Here is a 16,795-nt window from a genome sequence, read left to right on the forward strand (position 1 = left end):
GGCCATCACGTAGTGACGCCGGAGGCGCCCTTGACGGGTTCTGGCCGTCGCCATCCTCGACAGATCGGGGTCGGGGGGAGCCCCGCGGATTTCCACCTCAACTTGCAACGTCCCTGTACCGGGGATGACTTGTGCCTGTACCCGGTGCACCTATGACCGGCGGCGGCGCGGCCCCCGTGGCGGCCGGACGGGGCGGGGCCGGCGGGCGCGTCGCGATGCGCGGCCCGGCGCGGCCGCCCGGTGACCGGCGCCCACGCCGCACGCTCCGGGCGGCCAGGCGCGGGGCCGCGCCAGCGGCCTGAGCGCCGCCGCCCCTTGATCCAAAACAGCCGAACTCGGCAAGCTGAAGAGTCCCCCGCCAGGTGCAGTAAGTACCCACCTCATCCACTGAGTTCGCGCTACGCTTGAGCAGCGTGCTGCACGGTCGGTTCTAGGTTTTGGAGATTTATTTGGAAACTCGGATCATCTCTCAAGTTGAGGCACTCAAGCTAGTAGCTAGAGATGAGTCACATTTCTGGGACGTCAAGAGTCTTCGAGCAGATGGAAAAGTGATTCAGAAGATTGCTTGCGCTCTCGCGAACGCAGAGGGTGGGGAGTTTGCTGTAGGCATTGAAGATGAGAAGGTGGCCTCGGGGCTGGCCCGTTGGAAGGGATTTCCTTCACAGGAAGCTGCTAACTGGATTCAGAGTTCGCTGGTCCGAGACATTTCCCCCCCTGTGCCCTATGAAATCGAGTTCCTGCAGGTGGAAGGGCACATGGAACAGGGCATTGTTTGTCTTGTGTCTATCCAGAAAAGTCCAGATGTGCACAAGTCTAGCAATCAAGCTGTCTATCAACGACGCGGAGCGCAAACGCTTGAACTGAAAGGCACGGCTATTGCGGATCTAACTCTATCCAAGGGCGCCAAGTCTTATGAAGATCAACTCTTGGAAGACTATGATCTTGAAGAGCTATGTGAAGAGGAGGAGTTGATCTTCTTTTTGGAGACCTATACGCCATCGTCTTCGCCTGAAAGGTTCTTGCGTCGCCAGCGACTAGTAAATCGAAAGTCGGATGAAGCAACGGTCGGCGCTGCGATCCTGTTTGCCGCAGAGCCGTCGGCTGTAGTCCCTAAACGCTGTGCAGTTAAGATCGCGCGTTATGAAACCTCTGAATGGACTCCACAACGAAAGCACCTGAAGGGAACACCTGTAACTATTGATGGGTGTGCTCGTGAGCTAATCGATCGTACGCTTGAGGAGGTGCGGCACATGATCCAAGAGCACACCATCCTTCAGCCTGATGGGACGCTTTCTCCCATGCGTTACCCACCCGAGGCACTCAAGGAGATCATCGTCAATGCGGTGATCCATCGAGACTATAATATTTCCGACGATATTCTTATCCTAATCTTCGATAATCGTGTCGAAGTGAGAAGTCCTGGGCGTTTGCCGGGTCATATTACCCAAGAGAATATTCGCGAGGATAGGTTCGCCAGAAATCCAACAATCGTTAGATTGTTGAACAAGTATCCCGATGCTCCAAATAAAGACATTGGCGAAGGTTTGGATACTGTGTTCAATGCCATGAAGGCCGCGCGCCTGAAGGAGCCGCGCCTTCGCGTGGAAGACAATGCTTTCGTGGTAGTTCTTGAACATTCACCCTTGGCTCGCCCGGAAGAAATAGTCCTTGAGTACCTTCGAAATCACGACGAGATCACCAATAAGATCGGTCGCGCTTTGACGGGAATCGAATCAGAGAACGCCATGAAAAAAGTCTTTTATAAGCTTAGAGATAGTGGCAAAATTGAGCCGGTTCCTGGGCGAAGTAACTTCAAGGCGGCATGGCGTCTGGTGAGTGAAAAGTAGGATGCGCGGTGGATGAGCGTGGACTGAGCACGTTCTATATGGCCTGGTCGACATCGTTCTTCGTCGTCTTTGATACCCATGAGCGAAGGACGGTCTGATAGCTGCTGTCTCGGGGCCGTAGTGTGTAGGGCATGATCCGTGCGGTTGTGTTTGATGTTGGGGAGTGTCTGGTTGATGAGTCTCGGGAGTATGGGACGTGGGCTGACTGGTTGGGGGTGCCTCGGCATACGTTCTCTGCGATGTTCGGGGCTGTGATCGCTCGGGGGTTGGACTACCGGGAGACGTTCCAGGTGTTCGCGCCCGGGTTTGATCTGACGCAGCAGCGGCAGGAGCGGGCCGAGGTGGGGCGGCCGGAGACGTTCGGGGAAGAGGACTTGTACCCGGATGCGCGTCCGACGCTGGCCAAGCTGCGGGGAGATGGGCTGTGGGTCGGGATCGCGGGGAATCAGACGGTGCGGGCCGGCGGGATCCTGCGGTCGCTGGATCTGCCCAGCGACATGATCGCGACGTCGGATGACTGGGGTGTGTCCAAGCCTGATCCGGGGTTCTTCCGGTGCGTGGTCGAGGCTGCGCCGTGTGAGGCCGACCAGGTGCTGTATGTGGGTGACCGGTTGGACAACGACATCATGCCCGCGGCGCAGATGGGGTTGCGGACGGCGCTGATCCGGCGGGGGCCGTGGGGGATCATTCAGCAGGACGACCCGGAAGCCGACCGCGTTCCGACGATGCGGATTGATTCGCTGGCCGAGCTTCCGGGCCGTATCGCTGAGTTCAACGCTGGAGCGCGCTGAGGGTGGTCTGCCAGCTGTAGAGGCGGTCGTCCAGGCGGCGGACGCATTCGGTGTCGGCCCAGGGCTGGAGGGCGCGGCGGACGTCGTGCACGCGGTCCATGCCGGTGGCGTACCAGGTGACGGCGAGTTGGTCGAGGGCCTGCTCGGCGTAGGAGCATGCGGCTTCGGGGTCGCGCTGGGCGACTTCGACGGCGGCCAGGTCGCCGAGGATGACGGCGCGCTGTTTGGCGTTGGTGTCGCCGATGGCCTTCAGGACGCCGAGGAGTGTGGCCTTGGCCTGGGCGGGCTGCCCGGCCTTGAGCTGGGTGTCGCCCTTGAATGAGGCGAGGCTGATGGGCGAGAACCAGTTGAACCAGTCGGGGGCGGGCTGCCCGGTGCTCTCGGAGAGCAGGTGTTCGGCGTGGTTGATCAAGCGCAAGGCTTCGCGGGGGTGTCCGCAGCGGGTTTCGCACTCGGCCTCGACGGCGTCCAGCCATGCCAGGAATTCGGCGGGGGCGGTGCCGCGTCGGGCGTAGGTGCGGGCGGCGCGCATGCGTTCGGCTGCCTCGTCGCGTCGGCCATCCCATCCGGGGATGAACGCGGCGTGCGCCAGGATGGCCGCTCCCAGCAGCGGGTCGTTGGCTTCGCCGGCGGCCTGGAGGGCGCGGACGTAGGAGGCGTCGGCGTCGTCGGGCTGGCGCAGGTCGAAGAACTCGATGCGGCCGACCAGGAGCAGGGACTCGGCGAGCGCGGTGGCCAGGATGGTGCGCGGGACACCGGTCGTCTCGGCCAGGAGCTGCGTGCCGAGTTTGGTGTGCTCGACCACCGTCGGGTGGAGCTGGGCGGGCTGAACGGAGAAGTAGAGGCGCCGCAACGCACCGTTGATCGCGGAGAAGTCGGCCCCGACCGTGGGCGGCTGAACGGCGGCGTTGGCCTTGGGAAGTGGCAGCGTGGCGCCGGTTCCCTGGGCGGGGACGGCGGACGCGTTGGGGTTGGGCCGTGAGGGCGCCGGCGTGTCCGGGGTCTCCCACGGCGGGGTGAAGCCGAGTTCTTCGACGGGCAGTTGCAGCACGTGGACCAGCAGGCGCTGGTGGTCGGCGCGCGGCCACGGCGGGGACGCGGACTCCCAACGGCGGATTTGGCGGGCGCTGATCTGCATGTTCCCCAGGCCCAGCAGCGGGGCGGCTGCCGTCATGGCGTCGGCCAGTGCCTGCTGGGATGCGTACCCGGCGTGCTGCCGGGCTGCTTTGAGACGGGTGTTGCCTGCCGGACGTGGCATCGTCGTTCCCTCCGCTGTGAGTCCTCTACGGGTCCGACTTTAGCCCCCATAGGGGCACTGAGCGGACGCTGTGACATGTCTAACTCTATCCAGCGTCCTTTAAACGTCCTCATAGAGACCTATGGACGGCCTTCGATAGGACGTCGTGCCGCGAGAGTCTTGCCTCCATGCGAGACGAGCAAGCGAGCAACGGGTGCAGGAACTGCAGCGGTCGCGGGTGGAAGTTCGCCCACTCGCGGCGGGCGGTCCTGGTCGGAGCGCCGAATGGTTCCGGACCGGAGGTTGAGCGGGTGCCGTGTCGTTGGTGTGCGCCCTCGCGTAAGACGCGGGCGGCGTAGTCCAAGAAGCTGCGGGGCCGGTGGGCGTCACGGCGGCTGGAGCGCGGGTTGGGGGTCCCCCCGGACCTGACCGCGCTCGGGGTGATGGGTCTCCTCGTCGTCGCTCGTCCTACCGGCCCCGCCTTCCCTTCTCTGGGAGTGGGTGACCCCCTGTGGGAGAGTCGGTGAAGCCGCGAACGCCGGACAGTGCATGGCGTCCGGCGGCGTTGGCGCTGGTGGAGGCGTTGACCGGGCATGGCCTGGTGGCGCAGGTGTGGGGCCATGGTGCCGTCCGGGCGCGCAACCCGGCCGGTGAGCCCGACGGCGATGACCCGCGCGGGCAGATGTTGGCGCCGGGACTACAGCAAGAGGTGCTGTGCCGTCGCCGGGACGGTGAGTTGTGGTGGTGGTGGGTGTGGTCGGGACCGTCCCGCAAGTCCCCGCCGGAACTGGAGCCGTTGTGCCCGGTGACGGAAACGGCCACGGCAGCCGACCGGATCGCACGCGTTCTGGCCGTCCCCTTCGCCGGCACGCCCAGCTCGCCGGGTGGGTGCGGGTGATGGGGGTGTCGTGGGTGTCGGCGGCCGAGAAGCGGAATCGGCCGGTAACGGCGGCGATCGAACGGGAGTTCTCCGGAGTGGTCGCCTGGTACGGGCACGCGACCAGGGCATGGTGGGCGATGGTTCCTGTCCGCCGTGACATGCGGCTTGTGGAGGCGCTCAGCCCACGGGAGTTGCGGGAGGCGATCGTGAACGCGCAGGGGTGGCCGTGGCCGAAATGACCGGCGACGACGCGCACAAGATCGGGCACTCGGGCATCGGACCTGAGTGCCCGATCTCGTGCCTGGGGGTGCGGACGGTCGGTGATCTGCTCGGCCTGCTGGTGGAGGCGGGACGGACATCGGGGCTGGATGCGGTGTTCCCCGCGGCTGTGGCTGCGGCCGACCGTCACCATGAACACGCCGATGGCCGTGTCGGGTTGGCGTGCCCGGTGGCGTGCTTGGGGCTGTCGAAACAGGTGATGACGACGCTGCGCAATGATCGGCGCTGGCGGGTCAAGACGGTGGGGCAACTGCTGGGCCTGCTGCGGTCGGGTGACCTGGGCAAGGTGCCGCAGATGGGCCCTCGGCGGGTGGGTGAAGTGCGCGTGGCGCTGCTGGCGGCGGGTTTCACGGTCCCGGCCGACCTGTGAGGCGTCCGGGCTGCTCGGTGTCCTGGCGCGGGGAAGAGCAGGGCGTTACAGTGCCCTGAGATGCGCTTATGCGGTCAAGTGTCACAGTAGTCAGGTGGTTGATATGTCGAGCTTGGAGTTCGAGCCCCCGAAGTACGCGCGGGTCGTGTTGGAGATCCGGCGGCGGATCGAGAACGGGGACTACCCGCCGGGCTCGATGCTGCCTTCGGAATCACAGCTCGTCCGGGACTTCGCGGTCGGGCGCACCACGGTGGTGCGGGCGTTGCAGATGCTCCAGCAGGACGGATGGATCACCCGTGAGCACGGGCGCGGCTCGTTCGTGAAAGGCCGCCCGGCCTCGGATGTGCGGGCGAGTCGGCGGGGCCTGACACTGCTGGACCGTCCCGAGACACAACCGGGCGTGCAGCTCGTGGACGTCGGCCAGGTTGATGCTCCCCCCGAGGTGGCTTCGCTGCTGGACCTGGACGGCGGCGGGGTGCGGGTGTTGGCGCGGCGGTCGCTGACGATCCGCGACGAGATCGCCTCGGATCTGATGACGTGCTGGTTCCCGCTGGAACTGGTGTACGGCACCGACCTGGACAAGGACGCGGCGTTGCCGGTCGGGCTGCGGGATCACCTGCGGTCGGTCAAGGGCCTGCGCATCGATCACATCTCCGAACGGCTGACCGCGCGGCTTCCCGCCGGCGACGAGGCCGAGGTGTTGCAGATCAGCCAGTCCGACCCGGTCATGGTGATGCTCGCGGGCATGCATGACGCCAATGACGTGGTGCGGTTCGTGGCCGAGGTCGTGATGCCGGGGTCACTGCATGAGCTGGAGGACGTGTACAGCGTCCCGGACTGACCGCGACCACATCCCATGATGTGACGCAGGTCACTCGATCCTGAGCTTGTTCGGCCGAGTGGGCGACGTACACTCCATGACATGCACTCGTCCGGACAAGCGGACGGGCGGACAACGAAGGTGGTTCGTGATGGCGGTGCAGGGTCCGTTCAAGGTCGCGTTCGGGGACGTGTTCCCGTTCGGGGCGTTCGTCAAGGGCGGGGTGGAGCCGGTGCGGGACTTCGACCGGTCGACCCGTGAGAACTTCGTCCAGGCGCGGGACAAGGACACCGGGGAACTTGTGTGGGCGGTGGAGGTGCTGGACGCCGATCCGGAGTCCAAGGGCACGTTCAAGGTCAAGCTGACGGCGCCGGTCCAGCCGATCATGCCGGAGGCTCCGGCGGGGTTCCCGTTCGTGCCGGTGGAGTTCGACGGCCTGACGGTGACGCCGTACGTCAACTCCGGTACCGGACGGCTGGCCTACTCCCTTAAGGCGGGCGCGATGCGTCCGGCCAACTTCAAGGGCGCGGGTCGCTCGGCCAAGGACAACGCGGCGGGCAAGGAGGCCGCGTGATGGACGCCTACAGCTACACCACCGTCACGGTGGAACCGGACGGCACCGCGACCGTCCACGTGTCCATGCGCCCTGACGAGCAGGTGCGGGTGTGGTGCACGCCGGGCCGGGACCGCGCACAGATCTCGCTGGCGCACGCACGCGCCGACGTGATCATCACTCCGACGAACCCGACCGCGCCGACCGCCGGTGACGTCCGGGTCGCGCAGCTCCTCGCCGAGTCGTTCGCGACATATGCGGCCGAGGTGGAGCGGCTCCACGTCCAGAACCGCGCGGCCGAACCGGCTGAGGACACGGCGGCCTGAAAACGGGTGGGGCGGCTGGAGCTGGTACCTCCGGCCGCCCCGGTTCTCTCGCTCTCCCACAGCTTTGAAAGAGAAGAGGTGTCCAGGTTATGGCCTGGGAGTTCCGCAAGCTCGGTCCCGGTGAGAACGTCGCCGTTGAGGCGCAGCGCGACCCGTTCGCCGCACCCAAGTGGGCGCCCCCGGTGTGGCACATGCCCGAGGGCCTGGTCCTGCTCGTCAACGCCGTCCGCGCCCTGTCCCGGACGGCCGTGTTCCTGGCCCGCAACATCGTCCCCGTGTCCATCGCGGCCGGTCTGGGGTGGCTCGGCGTCCGCTTCGGGTGGCTGGTCCCCGTCCTGGTCCTGGCCCTCGTCGCCGTGGGCCTGGGCGTGTGGGCGGGGGTGGACCGTCCGTCCTTCGTCCGCTGGATCGCCCGTCCCGCCCGTGCCCGGTGGCGCCTTGTCGCGGTGTACCGGCGGGACTGGCAACCGGTCCTGGTCACGGCGGGTCTGACCAAGGTGCACAAGGGGCGGGAGTACCTGCCCTCCCTGGTCCGGGTCCGGTGCGGGCCGACGTCGGATCGGGTGCTGGTCCGCATGCTCAAGGGCCAGGCCCCGGACGCGTGGGAGCGGGTCGCGGTCAACCTCGCGCACGGCTTCGGCGCCACCCTGGTCCGGGTCCGGGACGGGGACCGTCCGGGCCGCATCTGCCTGGAGTTCGTCCGCAAAGACGCGCTCGCCGTCCCGATCCCGGCGCTGCCCGTCCCGGACGGCTCGAAGGTGGACCTGTCGGGGGTGGTGATCGGGCGGTGTGAGGACGGGTCGCCGTGGCGGCTGCGGCTCCTCGGCACGCACGTGCTGATCGCGGGGGCGACGGGGGCCGGCAAGGGCTCGGTCATCTGGTCCACCATCCGCGCACTCCTCCCGCTCATGCTGGCGGGCCTGGTGGAGGTGTGGGCCATCGACCCCAAACGCATGGAACTGTCGTTCGGGCGTGCGCTGTTCGAGCGGTACGGGCGCTACAGCGACGACCCCAAAGGCGGCATGGTCGACCTGCTGGAAGCTGCCGCCGAAGACATGAACGCCCGCGCCGAACAGTTCGCCGGAGTCACCCGGTCGTTCACGCCCAGCCATGAGCATCCGTTCCGGGTGATCGTGGTGGATGAGCTGGCGTTCCTGACCGCCTACTGCCCCGAACGGGACCTTCGAAAGCGGGCCGAGTCGGCGCTGGCCGTGCTCACCTCCCAAGGCCGGTCGGTTGGCTACTGCGTGATCGGGGCGCAGCAGGACGCCCGTAAAGAGGTCAACAACCTGCGCAACCTGTTCCCCGACCGCATCGCCCTGCGCCTGGACGAAGACGAACAGGTCGACATGGTGCTCGGCGACGGTGCCCGCGACCGCGGCGCCCTCGCTGACCAGATCTCCTCTATCCCCGAGATCGGCGCTGGGGTGGGGTTCGTCCGGCTGGAGACCTCACCCGATCCGGTGCGGGTCCGGGCGGCCTCCGTCTCCGACAACGACATCCGCGACATGGTCGCGCTCGGCCTCCCCGATGTGGAGGCGGCGTGAGGCAAACCACCCCCAACGCCCCCGACGACACCCGGTCCTCGTCGCCCTCGTCGGCTGAACCCGGCCCGGCACCGGTCGTCAAGACACTGGCTCCGCTGGCGCGCGGGGTGCTGGAAGCGGTCGCGGTCGAACACGGCGTCTGTATCCGGCCTGTCCCCATGCGGCGCGTCGACCTGAACTCGGGTGCGGCCGAGGTCGTCTATGTCCCGTGCGGTCACACCCTGGCCTCGGTCTGCCCGTCATGCGCCGAACGCAAGCGCAAGCTCCGCGCCGTGCAGTGCCGCCAGGGCTGGCACCTGACCGAAGAACCCGTCATCACCCGCGCTGACCCTGATGCCGAGCAACGGGCGTGGACGGAGTTGCGGGCGCAGGCTGCGGCGGCCCGTGACCACGCGGCCAAAGAAGGGACGGCGAACGGGGAAGACACCTCGTTCTGGGACGCGGTGATCCGTGACCTGGACAACGAGCTGGAACGCACCGGGGTCCGCGGCTCCCTCAAGACCGGCACCGACACCAGGGGCCGGCGGACCCGGTCGACCCGGCGGCGCCAAGATGCGCCCGACCTTCCCCGGCGTCCGGTCGACTCGCGCACGGTCGGCAAGGTGTTCCGGGGGCGGGACGGCAAGACCTTCCGGCCCTCGCTGTTCCTGACGCTGACGCTCGACTCCTACGGGCGGGTGCGCTCGGACGGAACGCCGGTCGACCCCGAGACCTACGACTACGCGCGGGCGGCGCGGGACGCGTTGCACTTCTCCAAGCTGGTGGACCGGTTCGTGCAGAACCTGCGCCGGTTCGTCGGCTACGACGTCCAATACTTCGCCACCGTCGAACCCCAACGGCGCCTCGCCCCCCACCTGCACATGGCGATCCGCGGCACGGTCTCGCGTGCCGAGCTACGGCAGGTCGTGGCGGCCACCTATCACCAAGTGTGGTGGCCTCCAACTGACCGCGTCGTCTTCGACGGCGACCACCTGCCCGTCTGGGACGACGCAGCAGGCGAGAACGGCAACGGCGGCTACCTCGACCCGGCCACCGGTGAAGTGCTTCCCACCTGGGATGAGGCGTTGGACGCCCTCGGCGAGGATGCCGACGCCGAACCCCTGCACGTGGTGCGGTTCGGGCGGCAGATCGACGCACAGGGCGTCCTGGCCGACTCACCCGACTCCCGGCGCTGCATCGGCTACCTGACCAAATACCTCGTCAAGGGCGTCGCCGAATGCCACCAGGCAGAGACCAGCGCGCAGCGTGAACACATCGACCGGATGGCCGAAGCCCTGCGCTACGAACCATGCTCGCCCACGTGCGCGAACTGGCTGCGCTACGGCGTCCAGCCCAAGAACCCCCGCAAAGGCATGACGCCGGGCTACTGCAAGGGCAAGGCACACCGCCGCGAACACCTCGGCTATGGGGGCCGCCGCGTCCTGGTCTCCCGCAAATGGTCCGGCAAGACCCTCGCCGACCACAAAGCCGACCGCAAAGCCTGGGTCCTCTCCCGACTCGCCGAAGCCGGAATCCCCGTCGCCAACCCGGCCGACCCCCAAGCGGACCACGTCTGGGAACGCGCCGGGCCCGGCGACCCCGACGTCAAGCCAGCAGAGCAACGGCTCTTGCTGCTGATCAACGAACGCATCCAACGACGCAAGCAACTCGACCAAGCAACCCACAACCCCACCCCGGAAGTTTCGGCAACTGCGGAGGCAGCGTGAAGCGCAGTGAGTTGATGACCACTCAAGAAGTTCTCGCGGAGCTGGGCGGAAACGTGGATCGAAACGTCTTCTACCGCTGGCGCGCGACTGGACGGGCTCCTGCCGGGCTCAAGCTGCCCAACGGCGAACTTCGCTTCCGGCGGTCTGACGTCCTCGCCTGGATCGACTCTCTTGAGCAAGGGGGCGCGGCGGCATGATGTCGTATCAGGTGCGGTTCTGGTCCATCAAGACCGTGAAGAACCGCCGACGCCCGTTCGGCGTCCGCTGGATCGTGGATGGCCAAGAGAAGTCGGAATGGTTCGTCACGAAGACCTTGGCTGAGCACTTTCGCTCGGAACTTCTCCAAGCGGCTCGCCGAGGTGAGGCATTCGACACGGCGACGGGTCTCCCCGAGTCCAAGATGCGCACTCACCAGGCGGGATCCTGGTACGACCACGCTCGGGCGTACGCCGCTCGCAACTGGTCAGGTAGCGCTGCCAAGACCCGCGCGACGGTGGCTGACTGTCTGGCCTCGGTCTCGCGCGGCCTGGTCCTGGACGAGCGGGGGACACCCGGCCCGGAAAGTCTTCACCGGGCTCTGGCAACCTGGGCGTTCAACCGGCAACGTATGGAAAAGCAGACACCTCCGCCAGAGATCGCGGCTGCCCTCGCTTGGCTGGCCCAAAAATCCGTCCCTCTGGCTGACCTGGAAGACCCGACGGTCCTTCGGAACGCCCTCGACAGGATGGCGGTCAACCTCGATGGAAAGCCGGCGGCGCCCAAGTCAGTCACGCGTCGGCTCTCGGTGTTCCGCTCGTGCCTGGACTACGCCGTTGAACTCAGCGTGTTTTCGGCAAATCCTCTCGGGGGCATCCGGTGGGAGGTGCCCAGGACGGCGGGGGAGGTCGACCCTCGGCAGGTTCCCAACCCTGGGCAGGCTCGGGCGCTGCTGGCTGCCGTCCCGGTTGTAGCCCCTCGGGTGGGACGGCACCTGTACGCGTTCTTCGCCTGCCTGTACTTCGCGGGGCTCCGGCCCTCAGAGGCGGTTGCGCTGCGGCTGGAAGACTGCGATCTTCCGGCAACGGGCTGGGGCCGTCTCCTGCTGGCGGGCTCAAGTCCTGCGCCGGGGAAACAGTGGACCGATGACGGTCAATACCACCAGTCCCGCGGTCTCAAGGCGCGTGCCGACGGGGTAAAGCGGCCCGTCCCGGCGTGCCCTGAACTCGTCGCCATCTTGCGTGCCCATGTGGCGGAGTTCGGGACGGCCGAGGATGGTCGGCTGTTCCGTAGCCAACGAGGGAACCGTCTCGCGCCGGTCAGTTACGAGTCTGTTTGGCGGCGGGCTCGTGAACACGTCCTGACCGCTGCCCAACTCGCCACGCCGCTCGCTCAACGGCCGTACGACCTGCGCCATGCGTGCCTGTCGCTCTGGCTCAACGGCGGGGTGCCTGCGGCCAACGTGGCGGCTCGTGCCGGGCACTCGGTGGCCATGCTCCAGAGCACATATGCTCACTGCATCGACGGCGACGAGGAGATCATGAACCGGCGCATTGATGCAGCGCTTGGGGCTCCTCCTACGTCCGGCGCGGAACGCGCGGAACAGACCGTCGTTCCCCTGCCTCGTCCCGGTGCGCGCGTTCCGCGATCGTTCCGCGAATACCGGCGTACGACCACACACAGTGGATCACGGCGACACACCCGTGAGGCTCCCGGACGAGGTTCCGTCGCAGGTGAGAGCGGGTCTGGGCAGGTAGATGAACCTTCCCCGGGCGAGGATGTGTGGCGCTTGCACTCGGCAGGGTAGAGTGCTAAACAAACGGTTGGCACTCTGCTGTGGAGAGTGACAACTTCACAGTCTGGGTCGGGGCGATGAGGCCTCACTCCGGCGGCGGAATGGCAGTCGTCGGCGGGGGCCGTCCGTCGCGGGCGTCGGCTCGATCCGTCTAAGCCACCTTGTTCCGGGAGGACTGGAGCCTATGGCTGCAAAGATGATCGCGTTCGACGAGGAGGCCCGCCGCGGTCTCGAGCGCGGCATGAACCAGCTGGCCGATGCCGTAAAAGTGACCCTTGGTCCGAAGGGTCGCAACGTCGTGCTGGAGAAGAAGTGGGGCGCTCCCACGATCACCAACGACGGTGTGTCGATCGCCAAGGAGATCGAGCTCGAGGACGCGTGGGAGAAGATCGGCGCGGAGCTCGTCAAGGAGGTCGCGAAGAAGACCGACGACGTCGCCGGTGACGGCACCACCACCGCGACCGTGCTGGCCCAGGCGCTGGTGCGCGAGGGCCTGCGGAACGTGGCGGCGGGCGCGAACCCGATGTCCCTGAAGCGGGGCATCGAGGCCGCGGTCGAGCGCGTCAGCGAGGAGCTCTCCAAGCTGGCCAAGGACGTGGAGACCAAGGAGCAGATCGCCTCCACGGCGTCCATCTCCGCGGGCGACCCGCAGATCGGCGAGATGATCGCCGAGGCGATGGACAAGGTCGGCAAGGAAGGCGTCATCACGGTCGAGGAGAGCCAGACCTTCGGTCTGGAGCTCGAGCTCACCGAGGGGATGCGCTTCGACAAGGGCTACATCTCGCACTACTTCGTGACCGACCCCGAGCGGATGGAGGCGGTCCTCGAGGACCCGTACATCCTGATCGTTCAGGGCAAGGCTTCGGCCAACAAGGACCTGCTGCCCGTCCTCGAGGGCGTCATGCAGTCCGGCAAGCCGCTGCTGATCATCGCGGAGGACGTCGAGGGCGAGGCCCTGGCCACCCTGGTCGTCAACAAGATCCGCGGCATCTTCAAGTCCGTGGCCGTGAAGGCGCCGGGCTTCGGCGACCGCCGCAAGGCCATGCTGGGCGACATCGCCACGCTGACCGGCGGCCAGGTCATCAGCGAGGACGTGGGTCTCAAGCTGGAGAACACCACGACCGACATGCTGGGCCGTGCCCGCAAGGTCGTCGTCACCAAGGACGAGACCACCATCGTGGACGGCGCCGGTGACGCCAACGAGATCGCCGGCCGGGTCAACCAGATCCGCACCGAGATCGACAACACCGACTCCGACTACGACCGCGAGAAGCTCCAGGAGCGCCTGGCCAAGCTCGCGGGCGGTGTCGCGGTCATCAAGGCCGGCGCCGCGACGGAGGTCGAGCTCAAGGAGCGCAAGCACCGCATCGAGGACGCCGTCCGCAACGCCAAGGCCGCGGTCGAGGAGGGCATCGTCCCCGGCGGTGGCGTGGCGCTGCTGCAGGCCGGCACCAAGGCGTTCGACAAGCTGGAGCTGTCGGGCGACGAGGCCACCGGTGCGAACATCGTCAAGCGCGCTCTGGAGGAGCCGCTGAAGCAGATCGCCGTCAACGCCGGCCTCGAGGGCGGCGTCGTGGTGGAGCGGGTCCGCAACCTGACCCCGGGTGAGGGCCTCAACGCCGCCAGCGGCGACTACGTCAACATGTTCGAGTCGGGCATCATCGACCCGGCCAAGGTGACCCGGTCCGCGCTGCAGAACGCCTCGTCGATCGCCGCGCTGTTCCTGACCACCGAGGCCGTCATCGCCGAGAAGCCCGAGAAGAACCCGGCCCCGGCGGGCGGCATGCCCGACGCCGGCGGCATGGACTTCTGATCGGCGCCGCGTAGCCAACGCGACATCAGGGGCGGTCCCCAGGGGCCGCCCCTTTTGCGTGCGCACCCGTCCCCGGCCGCGCATGCCCGCGTTGCCGGACGACTGCGGCCGAGCACGGCGACCTCCGAGCAACCGGTTGTGACGAGCCCGGTGGACACCTTCGGACCGGGGCGTGTGAGCCCGATGTGCTGCGGTCAACGGTAAAGACGCCGGCCGAAGCGATGATGTACGCGGAGGCCGATGCGGTGCGCGATGCCGATTGCGGGGCGGCGCTCGGACGAGCAGGTAAGAGGCGTAATGGCCGCCGGTCCCCGGATCGGGACACTCGCGCCGGCACGGTGGGGCCGGTGATCCCGAGCTGCGGTCCGGGTCGTACTTTCCGAGTGGCTGTTACTCCCCGATGGCTGTTGAAGCGGCGCCGCTGGGGTGAGCAGGCCCTGGTCAACGCGGCGGGCATGTCACATCTGCTGAGGTGGCGACGCGCCAGGTGGACACTCCGGTGGAGCAGATGGGCATCAAGGGCATCGCCAAAGGCCAGCTCTCGGAGATGCCCAAAGCGCTGGACGCGCAGGGAGCAGCGTTACGCAAGTGGCCGCTGGAGAGCAGGCCTGACTGCTGCGGTGGATTACCAAGGCGATGGCCACGCAGTCGATACTGTCGCGATTCCCTGACTGCTTCGCTCTCTTCGGGACCTGGCCACCTGTACGGACGTGGATGTGGTGGGGGCGCGAGCCTGTAGCTGCGCACTGACTCTGGAAGGAGACCGGCCGTCCGGGGTGTGTTCTGGCGGTCTTGGTCGCGGACGCGCTACGACGAATCGCGGGGACGAGTGGAAAAACAGGTGGGCGGGATACGTGGGCGAGGAGTGTCCTGGCCTTTCCGTCGGCGATTCTCAGCTTGTGAAGCGCTGCGTGCGGGTGCTGGGGCGCGCCGTGCTGAAGGGCATGGGCGGTTCGTCGACGGCTCGGGCTGCCTGGACGGGGAGAAGGGTGTGTCTTCGGAATCGTCGCGGTGGGCTGAGTTCGTTGAGGTCAGACTGGGTGCGGGCGCTCCGCTAGGGGGACCTGCCAGTCGGGGAGCTGGGCGGAAGTGCTTTCCCTGCCAGGCGGAGCTTGGCAGGATCGCCCGTTGAACACCCCGCACAACGGTGCGGAGACATGGACAGTGAGGCGGCCGGCTAATGCGGCCGATCAGGCAGGAGAACACGTGAGCGAAGTGTTCAGCTCCGCGGTGCTGAAGGTCGAACAGCCGCGCAGGGGCCCGTTCGCGAAGTCGCGATACAAGGTGATGGACGGCGATGGGATCGTCCTCGCCGTCGCCGGTCAGACGAATGACGAAGGCCGCTCCGAGATGCGTGGGCTGTTTCCCGGCAAGTCGAACCTCGACGCCCGGGCGGTCATGCTGTCCACGCCCGACGGAGAGCCGCTGCTGATCGTGAACAAGCAGCGGGGCCGGGAGCTCACCGAAATCCTCCGGCCGGACGGGGAGCGGGTCGGGGCGTTCATCACCGAACGCGTGGGGCGCCGCTACGCCGTCCACGGCGGAGACGACGCCGTGATCGGAGCGGTGGACGTCGACATCCCGCGCAACAACTTCGAGGTGAAGGACGCCGACGGCGGCAAGGTGGCGCATGTGCGCAAGAAGTGGGCGGGGCTGGCCACGCACCTGCTGACGACGGCGGACAAGTACGCGGTCGAGATCTTCGACCCGGTCCGGGAGCCGCTGAGGACCATGGCCGTCATGACGGCCATCGTCATGGACATGAACCTCCACGAGTCCAAGGAGATCACCTGATCCCGGCCACGGCCCTGATATGGGCCTTCACGGCTTCCGCATAGCGAGGTACCGTCCGTTCGTGCAGGTCATGCCCGAACGCGCGAATGGCTGGTGGATCTCGCCGGCCATTCCGACGATCGCGAACTGCGTGCTGGCCGCACTCTGGTTCTTCTCCGCGCTCGGCGGCTGGGGCGACGCCGCCTTCTGCGGCGAGGACGACCGCCGCGATCCGGGATGCAGCGCCGGCTTCGATGACGCGGTGCGGCTGTCGGCTCCGGTCGCGCTCCTCGCCGTCGGCCTGGTCGCCGCCGCATGGGCACTGCACGGCATCCGGCGCCGACCCGGTCGGCTGGACGCACTGCTGACAGTGGCGGCTTTCGTATGGGTTCTCGCCGAGGCGGTTCTCTTCGTCGGCGGATACCTGGCCAAGCCGTGAGGGCCCGCCGTTCATACGACGTTGCCGAAATGAGATATTGGGGCGCGGACGACGTCGCGGCCGCGGTCCTTGTGGGGCGAACTCGGATAAATGCCGAGGTAGATCAGCTCTCCTGCGCCGTAGCGCCCGGCCGCGCGGCCGGCTCAGCGGCGATCCGTGCCCGCGAGCCGGTTTGACGTCTCCGCTCCTTGGGCATACTGTTCACTTCGCCCCACGGGAGTGCGGGACGCCTCACGGCGGCCGGCTCAGGGGAACCCACCTACGAACCAGCTGACGCGGCCGTGCTGCGTCCGCTGCGGTCTGCGGTGGCATCGGAAAAGGCTCGGTTTTGACTTTCCGGCCGGATCTGGTGGAATAGCTTCACCGCTCGGAAGGTGCCGCGCAAGCGGCATTGGACGGGCGTTATCGGAGAAGGCCGAAATTGACAGGCCGGCCGGATCCGATAAAGTAAGGCGAGTCGCCCCGGGGCGGGAAACGCGAAAGCGGATCCGGCGCGGTGGGTGTCCGTTTCTTGAGAACTCAACAGCGTGTTAAAAGCCAGTGCCTTATCGGCTCGACTCTGTTTCAGGGTCGGGTCGCCCCGTGGCCGCCCTCGTTCGGGGGTGGTGGGGATTTCTTTGAGGCAATGCGCAGCCTCCTATGG

At 67.0% G+C, this 16,795-nt stretch carries 16 protein-coding genes; 15 read left to right on the plus strand and 1 reads right to left on the minus strand.

From position 1 onward, the window contains the following. Positions 1 to 449: 449 nt before the first annotated feature. Entirely contained in the window at positions 450 to 1,847 is a 1,398-nt protein-coding gene (locus tag ABTW95_RS32565) for an RNA-binding domain-containing protein (RefSeq protein ID WP_500228300.1), read from the plus strand. Positions 1,848 to 1,978: 131 nt separating this feature from the next. Next, the gene (locus ABTW95_RS32570; RefSeq protein ID WP_500228301.1) at positions 1,979 to 2,638 is read left to right on the plus strand and encodes an HAD family hydrolase; all 660 of its coding nucleotides are present in this window, start codon (positions 1,979 to 1,981) and stop codon (positions 2,636 to 2,638) included. On the opposite strand, the gene ABTW95_RS32575 is transcribed toward ABTW95_RS32570, so the two are convergent. Next, on the minus strand, positions 2,619 to 3,896 hold the full coding sequence (locus tag ABTW95_RS32575) for an NsdA family TPR-like regulatory protein (RefSeq protein ID WP_500228302.1): 1,278 nt from the start codon (positions 3,894 to 3,896) through the stop codon (positions 2,619 to 2,621). The genes ABTW95_RS32570 and ABTW95_RS32575 overlap by 20 nt on opposite strands. Before the next feature lie 502 nt (positions 3,897 to 4,398). Here ABTW95_RS32575 and ABTW95_RS32580 point away from each other — a divergent pair. From ABTW95_RS32580 to ABTW95_RS32640, 13 genes are all read left to right on the plus strand, one after another. Then, positions 4,399 to 4,773, plus strand: coding sequence for a hypothetical protein (locus ABTW95_RS32580; RefSeq protein WP_500228303.1), 375 nt, complete (start codon positions 4,399 to 4,401; stop codon positions 4,771 to 4,773). Positions 4,774 to 4,981: 208 nt separating this feature from the next. Then, a complete protein-coding gene (locus tag ABTW95_RS32585; RefSeq protein ID WP_396455142.1) occupies positions 4,982 to 5,404 on the plus strand; it encodes a hypothetical protein in 423 nt (140 codons plus the stop codon). A gap of 103 nt (positions 5,405 to 5,507) precedes the next feature. After that, positions 5,508 to 6,245, plus strand: coding sequence for a GntR family transcriptional regulator (locus ABTW95_RS32590; RefSeq protein WP_396455144.1), 738 nt, complete (start codon positions 5,508 to 5,510; stop codon positions 6,243 to 6,245). Positions 6,246 to 6,375: 130 nt separating this feature from the next. After that, positions 6,376 to 6,798: a plasmid replication, integration and excision activator gene (locus ABTW95_RS32595; protein ID WP_500228304.1), complete on the plus strand. Its 423-nt coding sequence runs from the start codon at positions 6,376 to 6,378 to the stop codon at positions 6,796 to 6,798. Continuing rightward, positions 6,798 to 7,103, plus strand: a complete 306-nt coding sequence (locus ABTW95_RS32600; protein ID WP_500228305.1) for a hypothetical protein — start codon at positions 6,798 to 6,800, stop codon at positions 7,101 to 7,103. The genes ABTW95_RS32595 and ABTW95_RS32600 overlap by 1 nt, the downstream gene beginning before the upstream one ends. 89 nt (positions 7,104 to 7,192) lie before the next feature. Then, positions 7,193 to 8,650 (plus strand): FtsK/SpoIIIE domain-containing protein, encoded by a 1,458-nt coding sequence (locus ABTW95_RS32605; protein ID WP_500228306.1) that lies wholly within the window; start codon positions 7,193 to 7,195, stop codon positions 8,648 to 8,650. Between the two features lie 107 nt (positions 8,651 to 8,757). Beyond that, complete coding sequence (locus ABTW95_RS32610; protein WP_500228310.1) at positions 8,758 to 10,356, plus strand: replication initiator; 1,599 nt, start codon at positions 8,758 to 8,760, stop codon at positions 10,354 to 10,356. After that, the gene (locus tag ABTW95_RS32615) at positions 10,353 to 10,553 is read left to right on the plus strand and encodes a helix-turn-helix transcriptional regulator (protein WP_500228307.1); all 201 of its coding nucleotides are present in this window, start codon (positions 10,353 to 10,355) and stop codon (positions 10,551 to 10,553) included. Before ABTW95_RS32610 ends, ABTW95_RS32615 begins: the two co-directional genes overlap by 4 nt. Continuing rightward, a complete protein-coding gene (locus ABTW95_RS32620; RefSeq protein WP_500228308.1) occupies positions 10,550 to 12,139 on the plus strand; it encodes a tyrosine-type recombinase/integrase in 1,590 nt (529 codons plus the stop codon). The genes ABTW95_RS32615 and ABTW95_RS32620 overlap by 4 nt, the downstream gene beginning before the upstream one ends. A 172-nt stretch (positions 12,140 to 12,311) precedes the next feature. Then, positions 12,312 to 13,940, plus strand: a complete 1,629-nt coding sequence (gene groL / locus ABTW95_RS32625) for a chaperonin GroEL (RefSeq protein ID WP_396454454.1) — start codon at positions 12,312 to 12,314, stop codon at positions 13,938 to 13,940. A gap of 224 nt (positions 13,941 to 14,164) precedes the next feature. Beyond that, complete coding sequence (locus ABTW95_RS32630; protein WP_500228311.1) at positions 14,165 to 14,611, plus strand: hypothetical protein; 447 nt, start codon at positions 14,165 to 14,167, stop codon at positions 14,609 to 14,611. Between the two features lie 535 nt (positions 14,612 to 15,146). Then, positions 15,147 to 15,734, plus strand: coding sequence for a phospholipid scramblase-related protein (locus ABTW95_RS32635; protein WP_396453262.1), 588 nt, complete (start codon positions 15,147 to 15,149; stop codon positions 15,732 to 15,734). Positions 15,735 to 15,795: 61 nt separating this feature from the next. Further along, complete coding sequence (locus ABTW95_RS32640) at positions 15,796 to 16,152, plus strand: hypothetical protein (protein WP_500228309.1); 357 nt, start codon at positions 15,796 to 15,798, stop codon at positions 16,150 to 16,152. The last annotated feature ends 643 nt before the right edge of the window (positions 16,153 to 16,795 follow it).

It is taken from the genome of Spirillospora sp. NPDC127506 (assembly GCF_040302145.1).
Taxonomy (GTDB): Bacteria; Actinomycetota; Actinomycetes; order Streptosporangiales; family Streptosporangiaceae; genus Spirillospora.